Here is a 24010-nt window from a genome sequence, read left to right as displayed (position 1 = left end):
CGAACAGTTATTTAACCATACGATTTAGCTGAGCTTCGGATAAATTACAGAAATATATTATTGCTTCACTACATAGGCATCCTGACGTACAATTTCATGATCATTTTCGTCATTTACCGTTAAAGTGTAAGGAGCTTTGGAAGCAGAATCGGTAAGGTAATTTCTCCATACCTGATAAGTGTGACCTTCATTGACAAAGTTGAAGTAATAATTGCCTCCCGAACCGTCCGGGATCAGCTCACCATCACTGATGATCATACTTGGCTTTGAAGTGATTCTGGCATTGGCAGCCCATGACTGGTAAAGATATTTTCCGTTAGGCTGTTTATCGATCCTGATTTTGAATTTTTTCGTTTTGATGATCACTGTTTTCGGGACCTTCTGGAAAGGCTGTATATCGTTAGAAACATGAACGGTATTCAGCATTAAAGCCGGTTTTTCGATCGCGTAGGCTAAAGAAAACTGAGCCGTACAAAAGGCTCCTAATAAAATCTTTTTAATCATGGTCGTATAGAGTATTGGTTAGATTGTAACCCAATCAAAAATGAAGCCATTTGATGCTTATCTTAAAACCGTCTCATTGATCCATGTATTCAGTTCCATTGTATTTCTGAGAGTTTTCAGAAACCAGGTATTGGATTTATAATCTTCAATGTATTTGGGGAAATAGACGTTCAGCCCTTTTCTGAAATTAAAAAAGCTGAGGTGTACATTTTCTGCTAAAGACTCAAGACGTTTGTTGAGCCATATCCTGTCTTCCGGCAGTCCGGATTGATGATGTCTGATCAGAACTTCAATAACCGGGATGTCAATTCTTTCCGATTCTCTCAGTATTTTATCCAGGGCATTGGTCAGCACTTTATCATTAAGGAAATTGATATGCTGCAGATTTTCGTCATTGTTCTGAAAAAGATGTTCAAACTCAATATCCTGAAGCAGATAGTGGGCTCCGTGCATGATTTCCGAGGCAGAACTGTAGTCATTATTGTCTTTTACAATAAAAACGGCTGGGATATCCATTTTCAGCCTGGTATAAGCTTCAATTTTGTGATGCCCGTCTAATACAAAAGCAGAGCTCAACATCGGATCCAGATGGTAAAGACTGTAAAATATGATCGGCTTAGGGCGGGCTCCTTTTCTGATAAGATCGATGTAGAATTCTGTTCTTGCAGGATCAATACTTTTACTTTCCAGCGTATACAGATAATTAAAATCATCAAAAGGGTAGAACCAGCCGGAAAATTTTTGTTGATCCGTATTTTGATCAGCAGGTGGAGTTCTGCTCATATAAAAACTGGAATTGGCGGACGATATTGTACCCAGATTGACTTGGTAGGTACCATTTTCAAAAAGCTTGAGAAAATCCTCAATGCCCGCTATGATTTCAGCTTCTGTTCCGTCGGTGAGCGAGCGGTTAAGGTCGTCAGTCAACCTTATTTTTTCCTGTTCAGAAAGTTCAGACACGGCATAGTATTCACCCACACTTCCACGCGAGTCCGGCCAGTTGACGGCCACAGGTCGCCTGATGATTAAGCAGCTGGCAAAACCATCGTACAGAGCTTTGATAATGCCCTGTCCGTGAGTGATGTGTATTTCCATGAATAATTAAGAAACAGCCGTGTAACTTGCAAAAGCTTCTTCCAGGCTGTTGAATCTGCCTTTAAATTCATCGATAGGGCAGTCCTGAAGAATGTTTCCTTTGTGGATCAGGATGACCCGTGAGCAAAGTGCTTCCACTTCCTGCATAATGTGGGTAGACAGAAGTACTGTTTTCTGTTGCCCGATCTCTTTCACTACATTTCTTATCTCAATGATCTGGTTAGGATCCAGCCCATTGGTAGGCTCATCCAGGATCAGCAGATCCGGCTGGTGAATAATGGCCTGTGCCAGCCCGACTCTCTGTTTGTATCCTTTAGACAGCTGTCCGATTTTTTTTGATTTCTCAGGAGTAATTCCTACCAGCCCGATCACCTCATCTACCCTGGCTGAGGAAATCTGATGGATATTGGCCACAAACTGGAGGTATTCTCTGACATACATTTCCAGATACAGCGGATTGTTTTCGGGAAGAAAACCTATTTTTTTCTTGCTTTCGATCTCGTTTTCGGAGATATTCATTCCGTTAAAGATGATTTCGCCCTGATCAATTTTCAGTGCCCCGACAATAGATTTCATCAGTGTGGATTTTCCGGCTCCGTTCGGACCCAAAAGACCAATGATCTCATTTTTATCAATAGAAATATTGATGTTGTCTAGTGCGGTCTGTTCGCCAAATTTTTTGGTTAAATTGATTATCTGAAGCGGCATAATAAGTAAGTCTTTCTGCAAAAGTAAAAAATAAAAAACTCATCCGGATGAATGAGTTCAGTAATATTGAAAAATAATATGATTATTTTCTGGGTTTCTTGTTTTTACTGCTGCTGTTTGAGGCTGGGGCAGCAGTGGATGCCTGATTTGAGGAAGATTTTGCACCATTGATCTGGTGCATGGTAGCCGGCTTTTCATACATCGCGGCTTTTCCGTTCATTTTTCCAAATATTTTATCTACTTGTTTTCTGGTTAAAAACTGTGATTTACCAACATACTTGCGGTTTTTATTGATATACTGGATAAACTGTACAGTGGGCTGGCCGTAATTTTTCTCGTAATGAAGTTCAATGATATCATTAGGAAGCTCCAGAAGTATATTTTCGTCCGGAGGAGATATAAAGCCGTCCATGATCAGTTGATACAGACCGGATACGTCGCTGTCCAGATTCTGGAATGAAAAAGACCTGATGGTATTCAGGTTACTTGTATTAAGATCCTGGTAGTTGATGGTAAATTTGTCCTCTTTTTTATATAAACCTACGGAATTATCTTTGCCAATTTCCACCAAGCTTTCATTTTTTAGCACTTTGATCTGCGAGAAAACTGAAATGCCGAACATGCATGTAATGAGTAGAATTATTTTTCTCATGTGGAGGGATTTTAATGTTTTATAAATTTGTGTCTTAAAATTACTAATAAAAAGTTTTCAAACAATTTTATTACTTCAGGCAAAAGTAATACTTTTTTTTAATATCTGTAATGGAGGCCCTGCTGATATTATGCATAACGTTGCATGTCGTATGGTTTGCAAAATATCTATTTGCAGATGTTTTGCAGAGTATATCTGTTGAATGTCCAAACATGTTAAGTTGATTTAATATGTTTTTTTATTGATGTAAGGTGTTAATTCACAGACACTAAATCTTTTGAATTAAAAATTTCCAGACTATACAATTAATGTCCGTAGCTCACCACTCTTGAAATTTTCCATCCATCAGGAGTCTTTTTCCAGACGTGAACAAACTTAAATGTTCCGCAATTGATCAGAGAGCCGTTTTCCAGTCGGCAAAATTGATGTATCCCGGTTTGTACAGCTCCATAATCTTTAATAGGATATACTTCGACAGATTCAGGAACTAAAACTCTTCGGGTATAGGAGTAATTTTTAGCAACTCTGCTGAAATTGTCAACAGTTTCCTGATAGTTTGCCAGACCGCCAACGTCATGGAAGAACTCCAGATCCTCAGTAAAGAAAGTCTTCAGTTTATCGATATTTCCTGAATTGGCTGCTCCAAAGAGAATGCTGTCTTTCTTCATTATGGTGTCGTAGAGTTCCTTTGAAACGGGTGTATAGGCTTTTGATTGGGAGAAAAATAGCGTCCCAATCGAACAGCATAATATGATTGAAAATAAACGAATAATGAATGTGTTGTTCATGTTTTAAGGTTTATCAATTAAATAAATTTCAAAAAGCCTGTTATTTGCTTTTCAGTTTACTCAAAGATAAACCAATTAAGTTTTAAAGGTTATGAGAGATAAAGTTTATTTTTTGCTTGATAATAACGAATCAATTCACAGAGCCTTTGGAAATCCTTGTTACAAAAGCATTAAACTCATTTTTATAGCTTCTGCCTACAGGAATATGATGAATACCCAACAGGACTTCATTGCTGTTAAAAGCGGTGACAAATTGAGCGTTGATTATAAATGAACGGTGGATCCTTACAAAATTTTTCCCTGACAGAAGGGCTTCCACGTCTGTTATTGTACTCTTTGATATAATGCTTTCACTGCTGGCTAAAACCATTTTGACATCATTTCCCCGGCTTTCAAAATAAACAATTTCCTGAATGAAGACCTTGCGGTTCATTCCTTCCGTTTTGATGATGATAAAGTCTTCCCATTTTTTGAATCAGTCCTGTTTCTTAGAACCCGCTCCACAGATTTGAAAAACCGTTCAAAAGTAATGGGCTTCAGAAGATAATCCACGGCTTCGAGCTCAAAACCTTCTATGGCAAAATCCCGGTAGGCTGTTGTAAAAATAGTCGGCGGTTTCTGTGGAAGTGACCTCAGAAAATCAATTCCGGTTAAATGAGGCATCCGGATATCCAGGAACATAAGGTCTACAGATTTTGTCTGCAGAAGTTGATAGGCATTCATTGCATTTTCAGCTTTTCCGGCCAGTTTTAAATGCCCGATCCTGGAAATATGTTTTTCCAGCAGAGCTGCTGCCAGAGGTTCGTCATCTACAATGATACAGTTGATCATAAGGTTGTCGGTGTTTTTATTTCGACTTTAAAAATATTGTTTTCTTTTGAAACTTTGAATATAAAATCATCCTGGTACCGAAGCCGGAGCTGTCTGTCTATATTTTTCAGCCCAATTCCTCCGGGATCACTATTTTCATCATCTTCAAATGTATTTTCAATCCTGAACACTGAATATGATTCATCTGTGGAAACATCAATTTTTATCCCGGTCCGGCCCGAAGTCTTTCCGGCCCCGTGTTTAAAAGCATTTTCCACCAGTGTAAGGTAAAGCAGCGGGGGAATGGAAGCGGGGGAATGTAAGACGGCTGTTCTGTCGATCTTCAATCTTCCTTCACGGTATCTTAGGCTTTCCAGTGCGATATAATGATCAATTACAGCGAGTTCTTCAGATAGGGAAACCTCATTTTCAGGACCTTTGTATAGGATGTAATCCAAAATATCCGAGAGCCGGCTGATGGATTCGGAGGTTTTCCCGGAATTGCTGAGTGAAAGGGAATAAATATTGTTCAAAGTATTGAACAGAAAGTGGGGGTTAAGCTGGGATTTCAGGGACTTTAATTCAAGCTCGGCTTTTTCTTTCTGCAGTTTTGCCGTGTTTTCTTTTTCCTCTTTATACCGGATGACAAACATCACCGAGATAAAAATAAAAGCCCCACTGATGATTGTAAAAGTATAGTGATTCCAAAGATAACCCATATCTGTAAAAATACTGTAGAAGCTGTCTTTAGGAAGGCTGATGAAAAAAGGTTCTGCAAGGTATACAAGGAATATCCTGTTGGCCACCGAAATGATATACAGGCTGAAAATAAGATACAGCGAAAATCTGAGATAATTTTTCCGGTCAAAAAAATTCCGGATAAGAATGAAATAAATGAAATTGGCGCCCGCGATCTGAAATATCCAGTGACAGAAGTTATAAATGATCATCTGCGAAGATATTTCTCCATCATATTCACCGTAATTTCTTGCAGTTCCAAATAAAAATAAAGCCGTCCAAAAGAGCAGCTGAAAATAGATATTCTGCTTGAGATTGTTTTCCGGTCCGAATTTCATAGTCTTCAAAAATATAAAATCCTGAAGTACAGCCTGTCATTTTTTGATAAAAAGAAGCCAATTCGTGACGGAAAGCTTTGTTTCCTGTTCAGACAACAGATTGTACCGTTAACATTCTGATTATGGTTATCCGTCATGACCGCACAAAAAGACTGATCTTTTTTACAAGATTTGCAGAAAAAAAGATGCCTGCAGATCATTATTCTTCTGAAAGACTTTACGGATTGGATCATTTACGAGCTTTAGCCATTTTATTGGTTTTAATGTATCATTACCGCGCGTTTGAACATCCTGGCTGGATTGATGCCATAGGGAAATTCGGATGGACGGGAGTAGATCTTTTCTTTGTGTTGAGCGGATTTTTAATATCAGGACAGCTGTTTAAAGAAATTGAAAAAAATGGAAGCATCAGTTTAAAAACATTTTTTACCAAGCGTTTTTTCAGGATCATTCCGCCGTACTTTTTCACTTTGGCCCTGTATTTTTTATTTCCGTTTTTCAGGGAAAGAGAAGCTTTGTCTTCTTTGTGGAAGTTTATTACTTTTACCCAAAATTACGGACTTGATGTCATTAACCGGGGAACATTTTCGCATGCATGGTCTTTATGTATCGAGGAGCAGTTTTATCTTTTTCTTCCTTTAATGCTTTTGGCTGCTGTGAAAGCAAGAGTCTTCAGATATACAGCCTTTTTTGCTGCTTTTCTTATTGTATTTTCTCTTACAGCCAGATTGATCATATGGAAAGACGTTATTGTTCCTGTTCTGGATACCGAAGATTTCTGGAAAGTATGGTATATGAACATGTATTATCCCACGCATACACGCCTGGATGGTCTGGCTGTGGGGGTTACAGTGAGTTATTTAATGCAGTATTCACTGCGGTTTAAAAATATAGTTCATCATCATGGGAATACACTTTTCATTCTTGGAATCGTTCTGCTTGGGATTTCATTTTGGATCTGTAATGACCAGGTTTCTGAGGAAGCGTCCATTTTTGGATTTACTTTTGTCGCGGTAAGTTATGGGATTATTCTGATGTCATCTATTTCCGGATCTTCATTTCTTTTCAGGTCGAAATCCTATGTTACGGCGCAGATTGCGGGACTTTCCTATGCCATTTATCTTTCACATAAAGGAATTATCCATATGATTCAATATGCTCTTGGGCAACTTGGAATGGAAGTTTCGGGCAACGTGAGCCTTTTGATCTGCCTGGCGGGATGCATTACCGGAGGTTTGCTGTATCGGGTTATGATTGAAAATCCTTCCTCAAAGCTTAAGTACAGGTTTTTAAACCGAAAAATCGACCATTGATTGAATGAAATCACCGGTAAAAGTTGTCCTTGATTTTTATCATCAATGTAAAAATGCTGACCTGTTATTTAAGAGAGTTCGCCATTTTATAATAATCTCCATCATTGATGTCAGCAACTTTTATCCTGATCTGACGGGATTTTTCTTTGGAGCTCACATCGATAATAATGGTATTGGTAAAGAATGACCGCTCAATCTTAAATGTCCTTACTGTGTCAACAGGATATTCAATCAAAGGAAATATAATGCCTTTTTTTGCGGGATGGTAATATTTGATAGTAAAAACAAATCCGCTATTTTCAAAATAGAATATTTTTAAACCTGCCATTTTTTTCAGTATCAATACACTGATTCCGATCAATATTCCCAATAAAGGCCATCTGAGGTCATACGGGATGGCTGATTTGAAAACGAAGCCTGCTGCGATTATACAAAAAATCAGAGCAATAAGGATTTGAAAAATTCTCATTTTTATTATAACCTTATGTTTATTCGTAATGATCATATTTTAACGTGGTTTTTATCTTCAGACTCAGACTTTGAATTTCTTTTTCCAGTGCGTTACAGAATTCCTGCTCAACCTGAAATGTTGGGCCAGCTGGGTATTGTTCAGGCAGTTTTTCTGCTGATATTCCAAAATCTGCAGTATGGTCTGCTTATTATAAGAGCGGTGCTTCTGATTGCTTATGGATATTTCCCTTGAAGCATTGCCAAATATCAATGTATTGATCTCTATGACGTCCAATTGAGAGAGTACGGTTTTGCTGAGTATATTTTTGCACATTTCCTTTTTATCAGGAAAGTCTCTCTCTATGATGTCGGAATAAATTTTTTTGTAATCGGGGCCTGTATTTTCCAATTGCTTGGATTGATCTTTATTTACCATATTCATTATTTTTTGTATTTTTCGATCCACCGGTGAAGGGTAGATTTGGGTATCCTGTATTCTTTCATGATCTCCAGTTTTGTTTTCTCCTTGTTGGCCAGAAGGTCCAGAATAAAGTCTATCACTTCTGTCGTATAGAGGTTTTTACGAAATTCAGGCAGTGCGGAGGTGGACGTTATTCTGTTATAATTACTATTTGACGGTGGAGCATATAAAATAAGATGCTGGGAAAAAAAGCGAAAGAAATCATATTCCAAAAGTTTACTCCATCTTAATATGATATCGCTGTCCAGGTTTTTGGAAGCGTACATTTTTTTTATATCTTCTTCATCGCGCTTCATAAAACTGCAGATCCTGTCTATATCGATGCCTTTTTCTGTAACGCGGGTTTCTATAAGGCTTCCAATGTGTAAATCTTTAAAATCAATTTTCATCTGTACTTTGAATAATTTATGATTAGTGTTAAAGTCTTCTGTAATTTCCTTATCTGCTTGGTGTAAATCCAGATAAAAAATCAAGCTCACGGAATGCTGACTATTTCAGTATAAGAATTGACAAGCAAGAGTTCCGGGCTGAACTAGGATACTGTCTATATATTTAATCTTTTGTACCTTTTTTGGATTTGGCGTAGTAAAATATGAACGCCAGTGCAATAATGAAACGGACCGGGACGAAATTATCGATCTTGGCAACATACACTTCCTTATCAGGAGGAAGCGGGGAAGTTATGGAGGTGCTGCCATCGTTTGTCTCAGTCTTTGCCGTATCCGGGCCTGTGCTGTCGGTATCAGCGGGGGGATTTCCGGTATCGTATTCAGCTGCAATACCTGCGAACTGCACATGGTAATCTGCAGTTGTACTTAGGGAATTAATCGTATGATATGACACATACCCACCTGCGCACAATAAGGTAATAAAAAATAAATGGACAAGTCTTTTCATGGTCTGGATTTTGTCAGTATTTAATACGTTTTAAAGCTATAATTGAGGTAGTTTCGTTAAAACATAGTCCTACTTAGACTACGTTTATTATAACAAAGATAATTAATTATCGATTACAACAAAAATTTTAATCCATTGTTAATTAAAAGATTGCAATTGAATTTTTTTTCTTTTTTTTTAATTATGAAAAGTATAGTTATAATTAATAAAGCATTATTGTTAAAAAAACGTCAACTATATACTGGAAATCAGTAGTTTAAATTCAATAGTGGTCTAAGTAGGACTAGTTTTTTTTTTCTAAATTCGCTGATAATTAATTCTTTAAATTATCATATATGACGTTCAAGTTTTTTCTATCAAACAGTGGAAATACAAGAAAAATCAATCTAGAGTTTACCGATGAATTAAATAATAACAGCTTTCTTGTCCCTACGCCGTTGCGAATTTCAGAATCAGAGTGGGATATAGAGAAACAGCGCCCTAAAAATATTTATATTAAAAAACACAAGGAACTGAACAACAGAATTAATAAGCTGAAAATAGAACTGAAAGAATTTTACGGAGAGTGTCTCAGCAAAAAGAGAACGATAAGTTCACGGTTGTTGGTACAGACGGTAAAAAACATCTGTCAGTCACATCACAGCATCAGTCCGGAAATGACTTTGCTTTATTTTATGGAGCTGTATATCCATACAAAAAAAGAACTGATTTCGGAGTCCACTTACAAAAGGTATAAAGTATTTTTTAATCTGGTCCAGAAATTCGAAGGTCACACAGTAGAAAGGTTGTACATAAAACAGATTAATTCGGAGTTCATCAGAAATTTCCTGGTTTTCGGAAAGGAAGAAGATTATAGTGAAAATACACTTTACAGAACGATTCATTTTGTAAAGACGATATTAAACTTTGCTGAAAGGAAGGGAATTCACACCAGTGTAAGGGAACTTGAAGTACGCAGGGAGCGTCAAAATAAGGAAATTATCACTTTAAGCGAATCCGAAATCCTGAAGATAAAATACACCAACGTACCCAGCCGCCTCCAGGATGCGAAGGACTGGCTGATGATCAGTTGCTATACAGGGCAGAGGGTGTCAGACTTCATGAAGTTCACAACGGATAAACTCAGAGATATAAACAGCAAAAAATGCCTCAATTTTGTGCAGCAGAAAACAAAAAAGGAAATAACGATACCGCTGCACCCGATTGTTCAGAATATAATCACAGAGAATAGCAATCAGTTTCCCAATTTTGTATCTGTGCATCAATACAATGCATGCATAAAGGAAATCGCCAGACTTGCGGGCCTCAATGAAACCGTAAGTGCACGGAAGCGTGTGGGGCACAGGACGAAACTGCTGAAAACCGAAAAATGGGAAGTCATATCAAGCCATATCGGCAGACGGAGTTTTGCCTCCAATTTTTATGGAAAGATACCTACGCCTTTACTGATGGAGGCCACAGGCCATAGTACTGAAGTGATGTTCCTTAAATATATTAATACATTTGACGGGGAAAGGATGGTTAAGCTTAGTAATTATTTTGATAAGATGTATGAGGAGAGATTTTTGCTTCCCTAGTTAACTTTGCATCTCAGTTTTAGAATCAAAAATAGTTAAAGGAAACTCGATACGGGCTATCTTAAGTTATGGACTTATGTGTTCTTACTATGAAAACTGCCCCGGATTATGAAAGTTGATAATGTAAACTGCTATAGTCCGGAGCATTTTTTTGCCTGAAGTTACCAGGAACTCTATAAATGACTATTAAGGCATAAGAACCGTCATCCACTTTTTATAACATATTATTAATAATCTGAATTAGGGATATGGATTAAAATAACGCAAGGAAATGTCCCTTTGTCTGTATATTCATCAAAAATTGTCACCAATTGCTTTACTCCCAGCTTTTTAAATGATAAGCCGCTTCCCAGAAAGAGTATTCCATCCGGGACGAGGTTATGAATGCCTGTGTCATTCTCTCTCGTATAGCAGCAGTGGTTTCGGAAGCTACTCTGTCGCAGATGTTGATAGCCTGTTGCACAGCTTCTGCAAAGTCATCTCCTCCGTAAGTATCAATCCACTTTTGGTATGGGTTATTGTGAGACTGAAGATGATTACAGATGTGATCTCCCACTTTTTTGTAGATCCAGAAGCAGGGCAGTACTGCAGCCATTGCGATCTCTAAGGCTTCCAATGCCGCCGTACTCTTGAGAAAGTGGACGTAATGATGACAGGCAGGCTGCATATTCCCTTTCTCAGTTAAGCCAAAATCTTTAAAATAGGACTCATGAAGTGCATTTTCAACTATAATGGCAGTTTCAGCATACTTCAGGTAGTTCAGTGTATCCTTAATGTCATGCGCTCTTGCAGCTATTAATGATAATGCTCTTCCGAAGTGTTCAAGATATAAAGAATCCTGAGCCATGTAAAACCGGAATTTTTCCTTAGGCAGGGTTCCGTCAGCCAATTCAGCAATAAAAGGCATTTTAATGATAGACTGATATCTATCCTCAATTTGTTTCCAGGTGAATTCAGACCAGTTCATTTTTAATTAATTTTTGTGGGTTAAAAAAGTGATTTAGCGGGCCGTTTCCTTTTCCCGTTACGACATCTTTTCCATTTTTGATGGCTTCAAATACATATTGCTGTGCCAATGCAACTGCGTCGTATAATTCTTCACCCCGCGCAAGGTAAGCAGCGATGGCTGAGGAAAGCGTACAGCCGGAACCGTGGGTATTGCTGGTTGCAAATTTTTCAGTTTCAAAAGAAGCCTGCTCGCCGTTTTCGTCAAAAAATAATGAAGTGACGGTGGGCGATTCCTGATGCCCGCCTTTTAGCAGTATACTTTTACATCCCGATTTTAATATTTTTTCTCCTGCCACCCGCATATCTTCTAAGGTTTTCACTTCCATCCCGGCCAGTATGGAAGCTTCATCCATGTTGGGTGTTATAATGTCGGCAATGGGAAATAATTTCTCGGTAATGGTATTAATGGTTTCCTCTTCAATTAACTGGTGGCCGCTTGTAGCAACCATCACGGGATCAAAAACAATGGGAATTTTTGAATATTTGCTTAATGTGGTAACGATGGTTTCAACCAGCTGTGGGGTATGCACCATCCCAATTTTGATTGCCTGTGGGAAAATATCATCCATCACAGCTTCTATTTGATCAGAGACAGCTTCCATCTGGATGGGATATATTTTTCGCACACCCATTGTGTTTTGCACCGGAAGCGCGGTAAGTACAGATGTTGCATAGCAACCCAGTGCTGAAAATGTCTTGATGTCTGCCTGGATTCCGGCACCGCCGCTGCCGTCAAAACCGGCAATAGTCATTACAGACGGATAGGTATATTTTTTCATTTCAGTATTTCATTTTTGAGTTCGTATGCTGCTTTCTCGGGATTTTCCGCACCACAAATAGCAGATACAACAGCTAATGTGTCTGCTCCTGCCTTAATAATTGCCGCTGCATTTGAAAAATTGACATTTCCGATGGCTACCAGTGGTTTCGTGGTGAGAGACCGTATCCTGGACAGTCCATCCAATCCCCATTCAGTGATTGTATCTTTTTTAGTATCCGTACTGAATACAGGGCTGATGCCTAAATAATCTGATACTTCTGTGTTTTCATTTTCCAGCTGGTTGAGGTATTCGATGGAATACCCAATGATTTTATCTTTAAAATACTGTTGGCTTCTCAGTACAGACGGAGCTGCATCATGGTTTCCAACGTGAATTCCCGCGCATCCTGCTTCAACAGTGACTTCAGAATGATCATTAATGATGAGTGGAATATTATATTTGTCGGTTATCTCTTTTAATTTTAAAGCTTTATAAAGAAATTCTCCGGTTGAAGCATCTTTTTCCCGCAGCTGAATAATATCTACACCTCCCAGAATTGATTTTTCCGCAACCTTTAGAAAATCTTTCCCTAAACAGTCTTTTTCTGAAATAACCAGATATAATGGGTATGGAAATGAGGAATTAACTGGCATGATCCGACAGTTTTAAATGGGTAGAGAATTCGTCTTGCGTCATATTATAAAGCTTATCAATAATGTTGACCTGCAGGCTTCCGGGACCGGTACTTTTCTCAGCGGCTAATTCTCCTGCAATGCTTAGAAGGCTCATGGCAGAAACCACTGCTTCAGTCTTATTTTCGGTCACTCCGAGGAACGCACCAATAATAGCTGAGGCTGTACAGCCGAGTCCGGTAACTTTTGTCATCATAGGATGGCCATTTTTCAGACAGATGATTTGATCTTTGCTGATGACGATGTCGGTTTCACCCGAAATACAGATCACCGAGTTGTGAATTTCTGTAAGAGATTTTGCGGCCTCAACGGCTTCACTGCTCATCGCTGTGCTGTCAACTCCTTTAGTAACGGTCTTATTAGCTTTGGCAATGGCGATAATTTCAGAAGCATTACCACGGATCACCGTAGGATTTAAAGACAGCAGACTGCTTATGGCCTTATCACGGTAAGGGGTTGCGCCTGCTCCCACAGGATCCAGAACCCAGGGCTTTTGCAGCTCATTGGCTTTCTTTGCAGCAAGTAGCATGGCATCTTCCCAGTATTCATCCAGTGTGCCGATGTTGATGACCAATGAATGCGAAATATTGACCATATCTTCTACTTCGGATTGGGCATGGGCCATTATGGGCGATGCACCAATGGCCAACAGTGAATTAGCGGTGTTATTCATCACCACATAGTTGGTGATATTGTGAACGAGAGGAGAGGTGTTTCTTACGCGAAGTATATGTTGCCAGAGATTATTTTCCATGCTGATATTTTATTAATAAAAGCTTTAGGATAAATCCGGAACAACAGCCATCAGCAGAATAATGGCATATTGCTTTTCCCTACGCCGGTGTAAGCCGTATCAGGTTCAAAGGGACTGTCTCAATTCTTTTCAGAATACCCCTAAAGCGTTGCGTAAAAGTATTGAAAAATTTTGACCTGATAAATTAATGTGGACAAAAAATTGGAATTGTTTATTTCTGAATCTATATAAGAAAGGGGATTATATACTTGAATGTACCAACCTACAAAGCGTCTTTACAATTAGGATTAAAGGTATAATAAATAATATTTGCGGGGAAATTGAAACCCTTGATATATTCAAATAGATAGTTGTCATAAATAATATTGGAATTCCCGTTTTTTTTAATACTTTTAGTGCCAGAAAACGTTGAAAAGTAACCAGATTCTTAGCATACAGCTGAAAGCAGAGCACACAATTTTAACATCCATCCAAACAAGCTTTTACGAATATCCTCATTCAGGAATATGATGACAAAATTAAAGAAAGGAATGAAGATCTCTGAACGTGATTATATCCTGACTGATGATTAATTTTAAAGATAGAAGGGATTTCGGTATCGGGAACTGTTACATTCAATATATCAGACGGAATTTGAAAAAAAGATTGAGGAGAATTAAAACTTAATCGATATTTAAAAGACAAAAAAAATATGAAATCTTTATTTTTACTACCTTTATTACTCCTGACAATTTTTGTATCCGGGCAGAAGCCAACCCTTAAAATTAAATATTCCGAACAATTGGCTGTTTTTGTCTTTATTCAGAATCTCTCTGAAAATCACCCGGAAAATGTATTTAAAACTTCATTTCAAAAGTCAAAATATAATACGGAAGAGTACAAAAATAAGATTGCAAAGTTTGATAAGCTGGCCATTGATTACAGCTATCAGTTTGAGGAGTTCCCCTACGGATCAAAAGTTCCCATGCAGGCGAGGGATATTTTAAAGAAAAATCTCATCGAGACTGATAATCTGAATGATTTTAAGCTTCGCTCCATTGGGATAGTTCCCAACAAAACATTGAATGATTTAGCAGCATTTATTTCAGATTTTACTCCCATTTATAATGAATTAATCTATAATCCAAACAGGGAAAAATTTGAAAAACATGTCATAGACATTACAGAGTATGCCAATGACCACCAGATAGAAGAGTATTTTCAAACAGGTTTATCTTTTTATAATTCAAGCTGGGATCAGTCTGTCCCATTTCAGATTGCATTCTATCCGCTGCCGGATTCGGATTATTTTACCGCACAGGCATTCTGCAATAATTTTGTAAGTGCCATACAGACCAACTTAAAGGATTATAAAAATTTGTTTAGCGTGATGATGCATGAAATCTTTCATATCATTTATAACGAACAATCTCTTGAAATGAAAATGGAGATTGATCAGGCTTTCAAAGAAAATAAATCAAAATCCAGTAATTATGCTTATCAGCTTTTGAATGAACTTCTTGCTACGACACTGGGAAATGGGTATGTCTATGAAAAATTAGCCGGTAAATTAGATCATAATGACTGGTATTACCATGAGTATATCAATCTGATGGCAAGAAAAATCTACCCTTTGGTTAAAGAGTATATTGCTGAAAAGAAACCAATGGATAAAAATTTTATAGACAGTTACATAAAGCTGTACGAAACCAACTTTCCGAACTGGATCAATGAGCTTGACAATATAATGACCTACCGGTATGTGATTTCCGAAAACGAGAATGATTTCAATACCATCAATCAGCTGTTCAGTTACCGTTCCAGTGCAGAATATGAAACTCCGATTACGGAAAAAAATATTGAAAAAATGCAAAAAACACCATTGACGAAAATAATCATCGTATCGAAAAATAATATTGAAAAACTCAAACTGATCAGGAGACAATTCAAAGAACTGGTGAATTGGAAGTTTAATTCTGATCAGGATTTCACGTACAAAATTTTATTGGCTGATAAAAGTCAGCTGATCATCGTAAATACTAAGAAAAAGGACTTGAAAACACTTATACAATCAATAAAATAAACACAGTGGCCGGGAATAGTTGAGGTCGTTTCTATACTGTTTGAATTCATTAGGCTGAAAATGTTTTTAATACTTCTGTAGTTGAATTAACAAAGGTAATTTAGTACATTATTTTGGCAGATGTGCTACCAATTCAATCTCTAACTTAGCTGTTGGCATATACAGTCTTTGTATTTGGACCCAGGTAGCTGCGGGAAAATCATTATTATAAAATTTCTTCCTCACATAATTGAATTTTTTCATTTCATCAATATTGGTCGTATATAGATTTTCTTTCACAACATTTTCAAATGTGGCTCCAAAACTTGCTAAAGAAGCTTTTAAATCGTTATAAACTGATGTAATTCCTTCAGAAGTAATATCCGTTGCTACAGCACCTGATATGTAGAGGACATTATCAACTTTTAACACCTGACAATAACCCGCAATTGTGTCTTGATTTATTTTGTTGTTATTCCAGTGCCATTTTTCTTTTTTAATTTGTTTCTCCTGGGAAAAAGCATTGGCAAAAAGTAATAAAAGCGGAAGTATAATAATGTATTTCATATTCATTTAATAAGGTTAGTAAAAAAATAGTTTGCGGTTTGGGTATTGCTGAAGGTGAGCATTTTTCGTAGCTAAGTTCAATGGAATCACAAAAGTTAAGGAACTGCTGTTGAATTCGGCACTGAACCTTCCATTTTTTGGAAGGCGCTGTTGTGCGTTTTATTTCTTTGTCAGTTTGTAGTTTCCTGTTGTTTCGTCTTTTGCCACGGAGTAGCCGTCATTAAGTTCCAGTGTCCATCCCTCTCCGTTTATATTTTTATTCTCCATTTTCAAAGGAGTGGTTACTGAAATTTTGTCCCATTTAGAACTCATTAATGCTCCGTTCTCAACCGTAAGTATTCCCCATTTATCGGTAACTCTAATATTGGGGTAAACTGTTCCCTTGTCTTCAATAGGCACAATATTCCTTGGGTCAAATGATACATTCATCTGCTCAAATACAAGTTCAAAATGAGGTTGGGTAATAAACTTACTTTTGTATCCAGCAATCAGTTTTTTTGTTTTTTCTTCTCTGGTTTTTTCTTCTGAAATAATTGCTTTTCCGTTGTATTGATTTACAATTAAGTCAGTACTTTTCTTTAAATCATTAGGTAGTGTTATATCAAATGCTTTTATAAAATAGTCAGCCAGGTTTGTTTTAATCGTTATTTCTCTGTTCCATCCTTTTTTTGCACTATCGAGCAGGTAACCGTAGATAGGAATGGTTTGGTAGGCAAATGAACGGACAAATGTAGGATTGCTCAAAAAAGAATTGATGCTTTGCACAAAGTGTCCGGAAGATTGCTTTCTATTCCTTCCGCTTATTATTGAACCTGTGTATTCAGCAATTCCTTCATTTAGTTCTAATAAGTTTTCGGAAGTGTCTGCTCCGGGATAAAGCGAATATCTATATTTCCTGAAAGCAAGGGCATTAGTTAGATGCGTTTTTTGTTCAGTTTTATTGTTTGTTTGAAGAGCCTTTTTTAATGCTTCCAGTTCTAAACGCAAATAAATTCTACCATCCTTTTGGTCCAGGTGATTGTTTTCGGTGTTGAATAGTTTGAAACCTAATGATGGTTGGCTTACGTGAAATAACTCGTGGGCAAGTAAATTTATTCTGTCCTGTTTATTGGTCGGCAATGGAAACATAATCATAGCCCAACGTCTGCCGTTCCAGTTGACGGCTGTGTTCGCAATGTTAATTTTGCCAGGTAAAATTCCTGAATAAATTTTGCCGTTTTGCTTGAGAATACCAACGCTGTCGGGAAAGTTGGCGAATATTTGCCTCGAATTAGGATTGACTAAGAGTATTGGTTCGTATAAATTTTTTTCCCATAGTTGCTGATGCTTGTTTGCCTCAGTTTTTATTTCATCGAAATAAGTAGCAATGCTGTCCTGAAAGGTTGATGTTTTCTGCCCAAACGATAATTGAATGAACATAAAAAACAGTATCGTGATGTGAAATTTTTTAATCATATCATTGCCTTTTTAAAATTATGCATAACTATAACTCGCTTTTTGCTTAACACATTGCATTATTCTAAACTTTTTTTGATAAAATTAAATAAATAATTAGTTAGATACAATTTTTCAAAACAGCAAATAAAGATTAATGGAAATGTAGTTTTTAAGAAAAGTGTAAAAAAAACAGATTATGATTGTCTTATATCCTTTGACAGGATGTGAAAATTAAGTAGATTGGTACAAGAAAATATCCACCAATGAAACAGACATTCAACTTATCAAAGTCAACGTTGATTTTCTATTCGGTAATTGCACCGTTTATCATTGTCGGCTCGTTTTATAATTTGGTTTATGGTCTTATTTTAGGTAAAACTTCCATTGTAAGGATAGGTGCCTGGAGCCTTTTGGGTTTTGTTGTTTTGCCACTTATGCTTATTGCCACTTACCTTAGAAATAAATGTGTTGTAACAGACGGATATGTACGCATTCATAAAAAAGAATTTCCCCGGTCAGAATACGATTTTACCATCACCGACCGATTTCTGTCCATAAAAGACCGGCCTTTATTTTCGATGTTCAGAAAAACATTCCATATTTTGACCATTACACAGAAAACAGATGGAAGTGTGGTTTTTGAGCAGGATTTAGAAACATCATCGGCATATACTGAAAAAATAAGATCAGCATTACGTGCTTGAATGAAATAAAATATTTTAAACCGGATTGATCAGATTAATTATGAATTTTAAAGCTAAGCATTTCCTTCACAAGCTAAATCTCATAGCTATTTTGGGGTTCACGTTTTTTGCCGGTACTATTGCAATTGCACAAAATGGGACCTATGAGCTCAAAAACAAAAACGGTTCTTACTGTTATATATCTATTGTGAAAAAGGGCAATCATATAGATGCAGAAATATTTGCCTGGTGGAATACCGCAAGTGCCCGAACAGGGTTATATTATGGTGAAGGTACATTAATTGGAAACCAGTGTACTTTAAAAAGTGATGAAAACGACCCGGAATGTAAGGTAACCCTTGTTCTGGAACAGGATAAGATACGTGCATCATTTGAAAACTGTGCGGTGGATAATGTACCGGAAGATTTCAATGGAGTGTATAGTAAAATTACCAATGCTACGGCGGGAGATTATAGAGTTTCCGTCCCCAGATCTTACTTTCATAAAAAGCCGGATGCTGCTTCAAAACTTAATTCATACGTAGTTAAGGGAAATAAGGTCACTCTTAATATGGATAGGATAGAGGCTGGGAACTGGGTCTACGTTTATTATGTTGATTCAAAAGGTAAAGAAACAGCCGGATATGTGGTTCTCACTGACCTCAGAAAGATGGAAAAATAATCCTGTCAAATGATTACTAAAGAAACAATTCCTCTAGCCATTTAAGAAGATTTTTAAAATTTAAACAGCCTCCTAATGAGCAAAGTCTATTCTGTAAGGATGTGATAATTCCTTAAAATCATCAAATCACAATAAAAAATTAAACAAAAGATTAAAAAGAAAGAAAAATAGAAAATAACTATACTATATTTCAAAAAAAATCTTATTCTTATATCATCAAAAAAAAGGCATTATTTATCATATAGACTACGAAGAGAATAATGCGAGGCCGTAAGCATGATACAACACCAAAAAACAAAACATTAACAAAAAATAAATTCACTATGACATGTAAAACATTGTTTATCGCAGCAGCAGTTGCAGGAATAGCATCCACAGCCACCTCCTGCTCATTTTTTGAAAGTAGTAGAAACCGTGAAAAAGGAACGCCGATAGAATCGTCAAAGGCAGCAGTACAAAAAATTTTGGATGACGAAAAGGCGAATGAGGGAAAACGTTTTTCTATTACAGGCTATTTGAATTATTCGGCAGGAATGACGGTTTACATTGGCAGGCCTCAAACAGTCTATGTAAATAAAGCACCCGGTGATGATGGTGAAACAATTACTCCCGTAAAAATGGCGTGGGCAGAAAACGGGCATAACAGCGTTTTTGTTCCTGAAAATGCGGGACGGGGATCTGATAAAACCATATTTTATGATAATGAAGGCAAACCGCTTACAACGAATGACAAGGTAGAGGTTTCATTTGAGGTTGAGCAATCATCGGTTTATCCTGTTGAAATACGGATAGACAAAGTAAAATAATACAGAAGGGAAGTCAACAGCATGTAACGGATTTTTCAGAATGAAATTCGATACGGAATCACTAAATTTAACTTTATTTTATGCAGGTAAATTATTTAATACTCTTATTTACTGGCCTTTTTTTAATAGGCACATATATTAACTACAGGTATACCCGGAAGAAGGGGATGATATTCAGGTATAAGCCCGTTTTTTTAATCATTCTAGTTGTTTTATTTTTGATCTCCTTATATGGAATTATTGTTGGAAAACCATATAATGAAATTCTACCTTTTATAAAGTAAAATAATTGCGAATTATTATTGGGTTTAAAGACAGAATGCTGTCAAAGTAATGAAAATGAGCCGGAATGTAAGGTAATTCCGGCTTTTCAAATTAGTAAGGCAATTTCACTGTACTGCATTTATTGGGTGACAGGTTCTATGGCATAGAATTCAGTTTCAATAGAAAAGTTACTGAATTCGTAACCCGGAGTGATATGGTTAAGATTTGCCCCTAAGATCCTGCCGCTGAATACAACATCACTGTTTTTTTTAATGCTGCTCAGTTTTTTATATAATGTTCCGTTTTAAAATAGAGTAGGCCTGAATATTTTAAGTATTTGATTTTAATGTTGTTATTGTCCTAACTGTTTTTTATAATTATTTTGGGATTATATTCCAACGCTTTTTCAAGAAGATGTTTTTGCTGAAGATAATTACTGTCAATACTGAAGAAATAGCTTCCCCCTTTTGATTTCTTGAATATCACCATTTTGTTTTGTTTACCTCTTGTAAAATAATTGTTCCGGATCGAAATTTCAGTCAGGTCGGTAAAGTATAAATCCGGCTGATGATAAAATTTAAAAACTATGATTTTACCGGAATAAATAATAAAGGACGGAAGGTATTGCTCTATCCATGACCGCGATTCACTAAGTTTTTCCAATGTTTCCAGATCTGCGCCATTCATCTCGTTAATGACTTTATCATAGCTTCTGAAAAAGAATATGGTGAAGAAGAATGCAACTATCAATAAAACTAACACGAATGAAGTTAAATAAATAGTAAAGTTCATCGTATTCATGGTTTGGGCATAATAAAATAAAATGCATACCCCTATGATCATGAGTATAATACAGGAACCCATGATTCCTAAAGTAATTTTTTTAATAAGATTAATTTTTTTGAGAAGATCTCTGCGATAATTTTTATTCAGCATATTAATTTTTATTTCTAAGTTGTTGGTGTACTGTTAAACGGAATATAAAAATTTATGCCAAGTTAGCTTTTAATTGAACATTTAATTGAACATTTGTTTTCAATAACCCGGATAAGTAAAAAAATCAGGATAAACTAACTCTTTTTGCCTGTTAGTATGGGCTGATAGTAGCCGGACTGTTCAGGCATTAGCCATCTTATTTCTGTAAATCCGGCAGTTTCAAATATCCTGCCTAAATCTTGCCTGCGGTATGCCCGATACATCGTTTTGCGCATATTAGTATCAAACTGTTCGTCCTTACCTTTTACTGTAAAATGATTAACGACATAAATATCTTCTTTTATCCAGTCCCAAACCTGAAACGAAATGGTTCTTCGGCCTCCTGAGTTTTTTACTGTCGGCTGCGTACTTTCCGGTTTTTCTTCAAGGACTTTATCATAATCCCTGATACTGGCGATAAAAAGACTTCCTGAATCCATTTTCTTTAAAATATTTTCGGCTGCCAGCAGCATATCACTTTCTTCCAGTAAATGAGGCAGTGCATTGTCACAGGCTATCACGACATCAAATACACTGGGAACATCCTGATCCAATGTTCTGAAATCAGCAACATTAAAAGACACAGACAGGCCTCTTTTCCGTGATTCCACCTTTGCCCGCTCAATAGCTTTTGGGCTGAGGTCTGTGCCGCACACCTGATAGCCGAGAGAGGCAAGACCGATTGCCTGTGTACCGATGCCGCAGGCACAGTCAAGGACAGTTAATGCATCCGGTTTAGCATATTCTGTGATCATACCTTTTAAAATTAGCGCCTGTCTTTTAATGGCGTCTTCCCAGCTGTCGAAAATTAAATGGTAATCCTCTGATAGTTCATCATAGAATTTTATATTGAGGTCTTTGTCCATCCGCTACTGATTATTTGTATATTTTAAATGTACAACATAAGTTTCAATATTTATATCTTCAAGATTGATCAATAGATCTGCAACGGTCGCGAACAAGAGCTTTTTTCCAATACAAACAGCTGATGGGCTATCTTAAATAAATTTATAAAAGTGTATATTTAAGCGGTTAAAAACCAAAATTTATTTGACAAAATGCAGGTGAAGGCTATGTGAAATCTGTTCAATCAACGTCAGGCCCTCATTGTGTACTGCCTGTAGCAGAAACCCATTAAATTTAAATCAGGAAACAATGGAAAAAAATGATTTTGAAAATTTTAAGCAGGAGGTAAGTTGGTTTGTAGGACAAAATGATAGCGTGGAAATCAGGCATATCATTAGTAAAACTTTTAGTCCGGAACTGATCAGTACATTCCCTGCTTTATATAAACTACTGCTACAGTCAACTTCAATTTTGAGTGTTGATATAACAACCTCTAAAAATAAAAAATCAAACTATTATCTGTATACCTGGACTGACAGGAATGGCTTAAAGTGCGGTTGGTTGTGTAAGACTGAAAAAATTCAAACAGAAATTGATGTCATAGCTGAACATCAGCTGCTCTTAAACGAAATGGGCGGGATAACCGAAACCTATCACCATTTTGATACGGAAGCTGAAATGCTGACCGATAATCAGAATTTTATTTTCACTCAATCCTTACTCACAAAAGGCTTGGGTGACTGGATTGACTTATATGACCAGGTTTGTAAAGATGAAAATGTAAAACAAACGGACACAAAAGACCTGATTTGTTTCGCTGAGGAAGCGAACGGAAATGAAACCTTTTATGACCCAGACACAAAACAGGTTTTACTTTTTGCTCCTGATCATAGTTTTGAAAATGTTGAAGTTTTAAAAGGTCAGCCAGAATATACATTTTATACTATTAATCACGTAACGACATTTGTGGATTATGTAGAAACTCTTGCCCGGCAATGGCTGGAAAATATTATAACAGAGGAATTGTAAAGTCCTGAGTGTATCGATTCAAATAATTTTCTGAGAAGGAAAAAAGATTATGACTTCAGAAAAAGACATTGAATTTACGGTTGACCAGTATGACAGACTTGCAGACTACGAAATAAAAACTTCTGATATTTTCTATAATTACCAGAAAAGGTTAAAAAACTAGCGGAGAAGAAGATAGATTCCAACACCAATTGCAGCATAAGCTGTAACTGTAAGAATATCAGCGATGGGCTGTGAAAAGCGTTTTTCCGCAATTTTCTCGCTATTGATCTGGTTCTTATGGAATTTCAGAATTTTTTTAGGATTATTAACCGGGTGGGCAACCAGGCTGTCGCTTTCCCACTTGTCAACTATTATTTTGTAGGACTTGTCATCAACATTAATTTTAAATTTTTTATTTGGGGCAAGTGTCTCCTGAACATTGATAGGAACAGGCGTTGGTTGTACGTTCAGGCCTTTGGATTCACCTGTTGTACTTTTCATTTGCGCAGAAGTATTAACAGGAGCAGCACTCTTTTTAGATTCTTGCTTATTGCCGGCCGCCGGATCCGCTTGCTTTTTTACCTGGTACGTATAACAACTGGTAAGGGAACATAATATAATGATGAGATAAAGATTCTTTCGCATGAGCCAAATTTAAGAATTAAACGGAATATTCAGGAATTTCTTTTAAAAGATGCTGTTTTTTTGTTTTGATCCTATTGTTTTGATACCACATTATTACATCATATATCCCTTTACCCCGTTCCATAACCCCCTCCAGGGGGTTGGAGAAGTACATACAGTCCTTCGGAAGGGCTTACAGACTTTGTGGTGAGGTTTTGTTAATCTTTGGATGTTTTTCGAATATTTGATTTATAATGCTAAAAACCACACGAAAGGATTCGTGCGGTAGCGGGGATCAACCTTTCTTATTTTGATTATTACATCAAATCAGAAGGCGGAAATACAATCGTTATGAAAAACAAGACTGCCATTCCGCTTTCCGTCCGTAAAAAAGAAGAGTTTATGGTATTGCCGGATTCGCTTTAATTTTTGATGTATACCAATACGAAAGTATTCCAATTCTAGACGTTAATACTCAAAAAAGCTACGCTAATTTATTGGCTGAGCT

General features: G+C 36.8%; 28 protein-coding genes and 1 riboswitch. Of the genes, 7 read left to right on the top strand and 21 right to left on the bottom strand.

What is annotated here, in order from left to right; all coding sequences use genetic code 11:
• Positions 1-57: 57 nt before the first annotated feature.
• The 8 genes from IX38_RS21940 to IX38_RS11430 all read right to left on the bottom strand — a co-directional run bounded on the left by IX38_RS21940 (position 58) and on the right by IX38_RS11430 (position 5633).
• Positions 58-504 (bottom strand): hypothetical protein, encoded by a 447-nt coding sequence (locus IX38_RS21940; protein ID WP_051884657.1) that lies wholly within the window; start codon positions 502-504, stop codon positions 58-60.
• Positions 505-561: 57 nt separating this feature from the next.
• A complete protein-coding gene (locus IX38_RS11455) occupies positions 562-1599 on the bottom strand; it encodes a hypothetical protein (RefSeq protein WP_034705044.1) in 1038 nt (345 codons plus the stop codon).
• A gap of 6 nt (positions 1600-1605) precedes the next feature.
• Positions 1606-2307, bottom strand: coding sequence for an ABC transporter ATP-binding protein (locus IX38_RS11450; RefSeq protein ID WP_034705042.1), 702 nt, complete (start codon positions 2305-2307; stop codon positions 1606-1608).
• An 82-nt stretch (positions 2308-2389) separates the two neighbouring features.
• A complete protein-coding gene (locus IX38_RS11445) occupies positions 2390-2959 on the bottom strand; it encodes a hypothetical protein (protein ID WP_034705040.1) in 570 nt (189 codons plus the stop codon).
• A 305-nt stretch (positions 2960-3264) separates the two neighbouring features.
• Positions 3265-3747: a nuclear transport factor 2 family protein gene (locus tag IX38_RS11440; protein ID WP_034705038.1), complete on the bottom strand. Its 483-nt coding sequence runs from the start codon at positions 3745-3747 to the stop codon at positions 3265-3267.
• A gap of 130 nt (positions 3748-3877) precedes the next feature.
• On the bottom strand, positions 3878-4180 hold the full coding sequence (locus IX38_RS23200) for a LytR/AlgR family response regulator transcription factor (protein ID WP_228377940.1): 303 nt from the start codon (positions 4178-4180) through the stop codon (positions 3878-3880).
• Positions 4177-4578, bottom strand: coding sequence for a LytR/AlgR family response regulator transcription factor (locus IX38_RS23195; RefSeq protein ID WP_228377939.1), 402 nt, complete (start codon positions 4576-4578; stop codon positions 4177-4179). The genes IX38_RS23200 and IX38_RS23195 overlap by 4 nt, the downstream gene beginning before the upstream one ends.
• Entirely contained in the window at positions 4575-5633 is a 1059-nt protein-coding gene (locus IX38_RS11430; protein ID WP_034705036.1) for a sensor histidine kinase, read from the bottom strand. Before IX38_RS11430 ends, IX38_RS23195 begins: the two co-directional genes overlap by 4 nt.
• A 122-nt stretch (positions 5634-5755) precedes the next feature.
• Here IX38_RS11430 and IX38_RS11425 point away from each other — a divergent pair, with 122 nt between their 5' ends.
• Positions 5756-6946 (top strand): acyltransferase family protein, encoded by a 1191-nt coding sequence (locus tag IX38_RS11425; RefSeq protein ID WP_228377938.1) that lies wholly within the window; start codon positions 5756-5758, stop codon positions 6944-6946.
• 64 nt (positions 6947-7010) lie between these two features.
• Here the strand turns inward: IX38_RS11425 and IX38_RS11420 are convergent, their stop codons facing one another.
• The 4 genes from IX38_RS11420 to IX38_RS11405 all read right to left on the bottom strand — a co-directional run bounded on the left by IX38_RS11420 (position 7011) and on the right by IX38_RS11405 (position 8774).
• Complete coding sequence (locus IX38_RS11420) at positions 7011-7415, bottom strand: hypothetical protein (RefSeq protein ID WP_131368666.1); 405 nt, start codon at positions 7413-7415, stop codon at positions 7011-7013.
• Positions 7416-7478: 63 nt separating this feature from the next.
• Entirely contained in the window at positions 7479-7832 is a 354-nt protein-coding gene (locus IX38_RS11415) for a helix-turn-helix domain-containing protein (RefSeq protein WP_117585895.1), read from the bottom strand.
• A gap of 5 nt (positions 7833-7837) precedes the next feature.
• Entirely contained in the window at positions 7838-8266 is a 429-nt protein-coding gene (locus IX38_RS11410; protein ID WP_084680256.1) for a transposase, read from the bottom strand.
• Between the two features lie 163 nt (positions 8267-8429).
• A complete protein-coding gene (locus tag IX38_RS11405) occupies positions 8430-8774 on the bottom strand; it encodes a hypothetical protein (RefSeq protein WP_034705031.1) in 345 nt (114 codons plus the stop codon).
• A gap of 335 nt (positions 8775-9109) precedes the next feature.
• On the opposite strand from IX38_RS11405, the gene IX38_RS11400 reads away from it, so the two are divergent.
• Positions 9110-10351, top strand: coding sequence for a phage integrase SAM-like domain-containing protein (locus IX38_RS11400; protein WP_034705030.1), 1242 nt, complete (start codon positions 9110-9112; stop codon positions 10349-10351).
• A gap of 316 nt (positions 10352-10667) precedes the next feature.
• Here the strand turns inward: IX38_RS11400 and tenA are convergent, their stop codons facing one another.
• From tenA to thiM, 4 genes are read right to left on the bottom strand one after another with little or no spacing between them, the layout of a single operon-like run.
• A complete protein-coding gene (tenA, locus tag IX38_RS11395; RefSeq protein WP_034705029.1) occupies positions 10668-11318 on the bottom strand; it encodes a thiaminase II in 651 nt (216 codons plus the stop codon).
• Positions 11305-12138: a bifunctional hydroxymethylpyrimidine kinase/phosphomethylpyrimidine kinase gene (gene thiD / locus IX38_RS11390; protein WP_034705028.1), complete on the bottom strand. Its 834-nt coding sequence runs from the start codon at positions 12136-12138 to the stop codon at positions 11305-11307. The genes tenA and thiD overlap by 14 nt, the downstream gene beginning before the upstream one ends.
• A complete protein-coding gene (gene thiE, locus IX38_RS11385) occupies positions 12135-12773 on the bottom strand; it encodes a thiamine phosphate synthase (RefSeq protein WP_034705026.1) in 639 nt (212 codons plus the stop codon). Before thiE ends, thiD begins: the two co-directional genes overlap by 4 nt.
• A complete protein-coding gene (gene thiM / locus IX38_RS11380) occupies positions 12763-13566 on the bottom strand; it encodes a hydroxyethylthiazole kinase (protein WP_185097681.1) in 804 nt (267 codons plus the stop codon). Before thiM ends, thiE begins: the two co-directional genes overlap by 11 nt.
• 59 nt (positions 13567-13625) lie before the next feature.
• Positions 13626-13718: riboswitch (TPP riboswitch) on the bottom strand.
• Between the two features lie 539 nt (positions 13719-14257).
• On the opposite strand from thiM, the gene IX38_RS11375 reads away from it, so the two are divergent.
• Complete coding sequence (locus IX38_RS11375; protein ID WP_034705022.1) at positions 14258-15628, top strand: hypothetical protein; 1371 nt, start codon at positions 14258-14260, stop codon at positions 15626-15628.
• A 108-nt stretch (positions 15629-15736) separates the two neighbouring features.
• On the opposite strand, the gene IX38_RS11370 is transcribed toward IX38_RS11375, so the two are convergent.
• Together IX38_RS11370 and IX38_RS11365 are read right to left on the bottom strand one after the other, a co-directional pair.
• A complete protein-coding gene (locus IX38_RS11370; protein WP_034705149.1) occupies positions 15737-16174 on the bottom strand; it encodes a RidA family protein in 438 nt (145 codons plus the stop codon).
• A 159-nt stretch (positions 16175-16333) separates the two neighbouring features.
• On the bottom strand, positions 16334-17629 hold the full coding sequence (locus tag IX38_RS11365; protein WP_185097680.1) for a hypothetical protein: 1296 nt from the start codon (positions 17627-17629) through the stop codon (positions 16334-16336).
• Positions 17630-17874: 245 nt separating this feature from the next.
• On the opposite strand from IX38_RS11365, the gene IX38_RS11360 reads away from it, so the two are divergent.
• The 3 genes from IX38_RS11360 to IX38_RS11350 all read left to right on the top strand — a co-directional run bounded on the left by IX38_RS11360 (position 17875) and on the right by IX38_RS11350 (position 19782).
• Positions 17875-18315, top strand: a complete 441-nt coding sequence (locus tag IX38_RS11360; RefSeq protein ID WP_034705020.1) for a hypothetical protein — start codon at positions 17875-17877, stop codon at positions 18313-18315.
• Positions 18316-18355: 40 nt separating this feature from the next.
• On the top strand, positions 18356-18976 hold the full coding sequence (locus tag IX38_RS11355) for a hypothetical protein (RefSeq protein WP_034705017.1): 621 nt from the start codon (positions 18356-18358) through the stop codon (positions 18974-18976).
• Positions 18977-19299: 323 nt separating this feature from the next.
• A complete protein-coding gene (locus tag IX38_RS11350; protein WP_131368664.1) occupies positions 19300-19782 on the top strand; it encodes a hypothetical protein in 483 nt (160 codons plus the stop codon).
• Between the two features lie 624 nt (positions 19783-20406).
• Here the strand turns inward: IX38_RS11350 and IX38_RS11345 are convergent.
• Together IX38_RS11345 and IX38_RS11340 are read right to left on the bottom strand one after the other, a co-directional pair.
• A complete protein-coding gene (locus IX38_RS11345; RefSeq protein ID WP_034705012.1) occupies positions 20407-20982 on the bottom strand; it encodes a hypothetical protein in 576 nt (191 codons plus the stop codon).
• Between the two features lie 134 nt (positions 20983-21116).
• Entirely contained in the window at positions 21117-21887 is a 771-nt protein-coding gene (locus tag IX38_RS11340) for a class I SAM-dependent methyltransferase (protein ID WP_034705009.1), read from the bottom strand.
• A gap of 289 nt (positions 21888-22176) precedes the next feature.
• On the opposite strand from IX38_RS11340, the gene IX38_RS11335 reads away from it, so the two are divergent.
• On the top strand, positions 22177-22896 hold the full coding sequence (locus IX38_RS11335) for a hypothetical protein (protein WP_034705006.1): 720 nt from the start codon (positions 22177-22179) through the stop codon (positions 22894-22896).
• 159 nt (positions 22897-23055) lie between these two features.
• Here IX38_RS11335 and IX38_RS11330 read toward each other — a convergent pair whose 3' ends face one another.
• Positions 23056-23523 carry a hypothetical protein gene (locus tag IX38_RS11330; RefSeq protein ID WP_034705003.1) on the bottom strand — a complete coding sequence of 156 codons (468 nt, stop codon included), beginning with the start codon at positions 23521-23523 and terminating at the stop codon, positions 23056-23058.
• Positions 23524-24010: the final 487 nt, after the last annotated feature.

The organism is Chryseobacterium luteum, from assembly GCF_000737785.1.
In the GTDB taxonomy this organism is placed as follows: domain Bacteria; phylum Bacteroidota; class Bacteroidia; order Flavobacteriales; family Weeksellaceae; genus Chryseobacterium; species Chryseobacterium luteum.
The sequence above is the reverse complement of the archived record's forward strand: the minus strand, read 5'-3'. Positions and strand labels throughout refer to the sequence as shown.

Bases quoted from the DNA above. Each gene is read 5' to 3' on its own strand.
- IX38_RS11335 (WP_034705006.1), top strand. From the start codon at position 22,177: ATGGAAAAAAATGATTTTGAAAATTTTAAGCAGGAGGTAAGTTGGTTT.
- IX38_RS11375 (WP_034705022.1), top strand. From the start codon at position 14,258: ATGAAATCTTTATTTTTACTACCTTTATTACTCCTGACAATTTTTGTA.
- IX38_RS11430 (WP_034705036.1), bottom strand. From the start codon at position 5,633: ATGAAATTCGGACCGGAAAACAATCTCAAGCAGAATATCTATTTTCAG.
- IX38_RS23195 (WP_228377939.1), bottom strand. From the start codon at position 4,578: ATGATCAACTGTATCATTGTAGATGACGAACCTCTGGCAGCAGCTCTG.
- IX38_RS11360 (WP_034705020.1), top strand. From the start codon at position 17,875: ATGAAACAGACATTCAACTTATCAAAGTCAACGTTGATTTTCTATTCG.
- IX38_RS21940 (WP_051884657.1), bottom strand. From the start codon at position 504: ATGATTAAAAAGATTTTATTAGGAGCCTTTTGTACGGCTCAGTTTTCT.
- thiM (WP_185097681.1), bottom strand. From the start codon at position 13,566: ATGGAAAATAATCTCTGGCAACATATACTTCGCGTAAGAAACACCTCT.
- IX38_RS11365 (WP_185097680.1), bottom strand. From the start codon at position 17,629: ATGATTAAAAAATTTCACATCACGATACTGTTTTTTATGTTCATTCAA.
- IX38_RS11340 (WP_034705009.1), bottom strand. From the start codon at position 21,887: ATGGACAAAGACCTCAATATAAAATTCTATGATGAACTATCAGAGGAT.
- IX38_RS11450 (WP_034705042.1), bottom strand. From the start codon at position 2,307: ATGCCGCTTCAGATAATCAATTTAACCAAAAAATTTGGCGAACAGACC.
- IX38_RS11410 (WP_084680256.1), bottom strand. From the start codon at position 8,266: ATGAAAATTGATTTTAAAGATTTACACATTGGAAGCCTTATAGAAACC.
- IX38_RS11445 (WP_034705040.1), bottom strand. From the start codon at position 2,959: ATGAGAAAAATAATTCTACTCATTACATGCATGTTCGGCATTTCAGTT.
- IX38_RS11350 (WP_131368664.1), top strand. From the start codon at position 19,300: ATGACATGTAAAACATTGTTTATCGCAGCAGCAGTTGCAGGAATAGCA.
- IX38_RS23200 (WP_228377940.1), bottom strand. From the start codon at position 4,180: ATGAACCGCAAGGTCTTCATTCAGGAAATTGTTTATTTTGAAAGCCGG.
- thiE (WP_034705026.1), bottom strand. From the start codon at position 12,773: ATGCCAGTTAATTCCTCATTTCCATACCCATTATATCTGGTTATTTCA.
- IX38_RS11355 (WP_034705017.1), top strand. From the start codon at position 18,356: ATGAATTTTAAAGCTAAGCATTTCCTTCACAAGCTAAATCTCATAGCT.
- IX38_RS11455 (WP_034705044.1), bottom strand. From the start codon at position 1,599: ATGGAAATACACATCACTCACGGACAGGGCATTATCAAAGCTCTGTAC.
- tenA (WP_034705029.1), bottom strand. From the start codon at position 11,318: ATGAACTGGTCTGAATTCACCTGGAAACAAATTGAGGATAGATATCAG.
- IX38_RS11405 (WP_034705031.1), bottom strand. From the start codon at position 8,774: ATGAAAAGACTTGTCCATTTATTTTTTATTACCTTATTGTGCGCAGGT.
- IX38_RS11330 (WP_034705003.1), bottom strand. From the start codon at position 23,523: ATGCGAAAGAATCTTTATCTCATCATTATATTATGTTCCCTTACCAGT.
- IX38_RS11400 (WP_034705030.1), top strand. From the start codon at position 9,110: ATGACGTTCAAGTTTTTTCTATCAAACAGTGGAAATACAAGAAAAATC.
- thiD (WP_034705028.1), bottom strand. From the start codon at position 12,138: ATGAAAAAATATACCTATCCGTCTGTAATGACTATTGCCGGTTTTGAC.
- IX38_RS11415 (WP_117585895.1), bottom strand. From the start codon at position 7,832: ATGGTAAATAAAGATCAATCCAAGCAATTGGAAAATACAGGCCCCGAT.
- IX38_RS11425 (WP_228377938.1), top strand. From the start codon at position 5,756: ATGGTTATCCGTCATGACCGCACAAAAAGACTGATCTTTTTTACAAGA.
- IX38_RS11370 (WP_034705149.1), bottom strand. From the start codon at position 16,174: ATGAAATACATTATTATACTTCCGCTTTTATTACTTTTTGCCAATGCT.
- IX38_RS11345 (WP_034705012.1), bottom strand. From the start codon at position 20,982: ATGCTGAATAAAAATTATCGCAGAGATCTTCTCAAAAAAATTAATCTT.
- IX38_RS11440 (WP_034705038.1), bottom strand. From the start codon at position 3,747: ATGAACAACACATTCATTATTCGTTTATTTTCAATCATATTATGCTGT.
- IX38_RS11420 (WP_131368666.1), bottom strand. From the start codon at position 7,415: ATGAGAATTTTTCAAATCCTTATTGCTCTGATTTTTTGTATAATCGCA.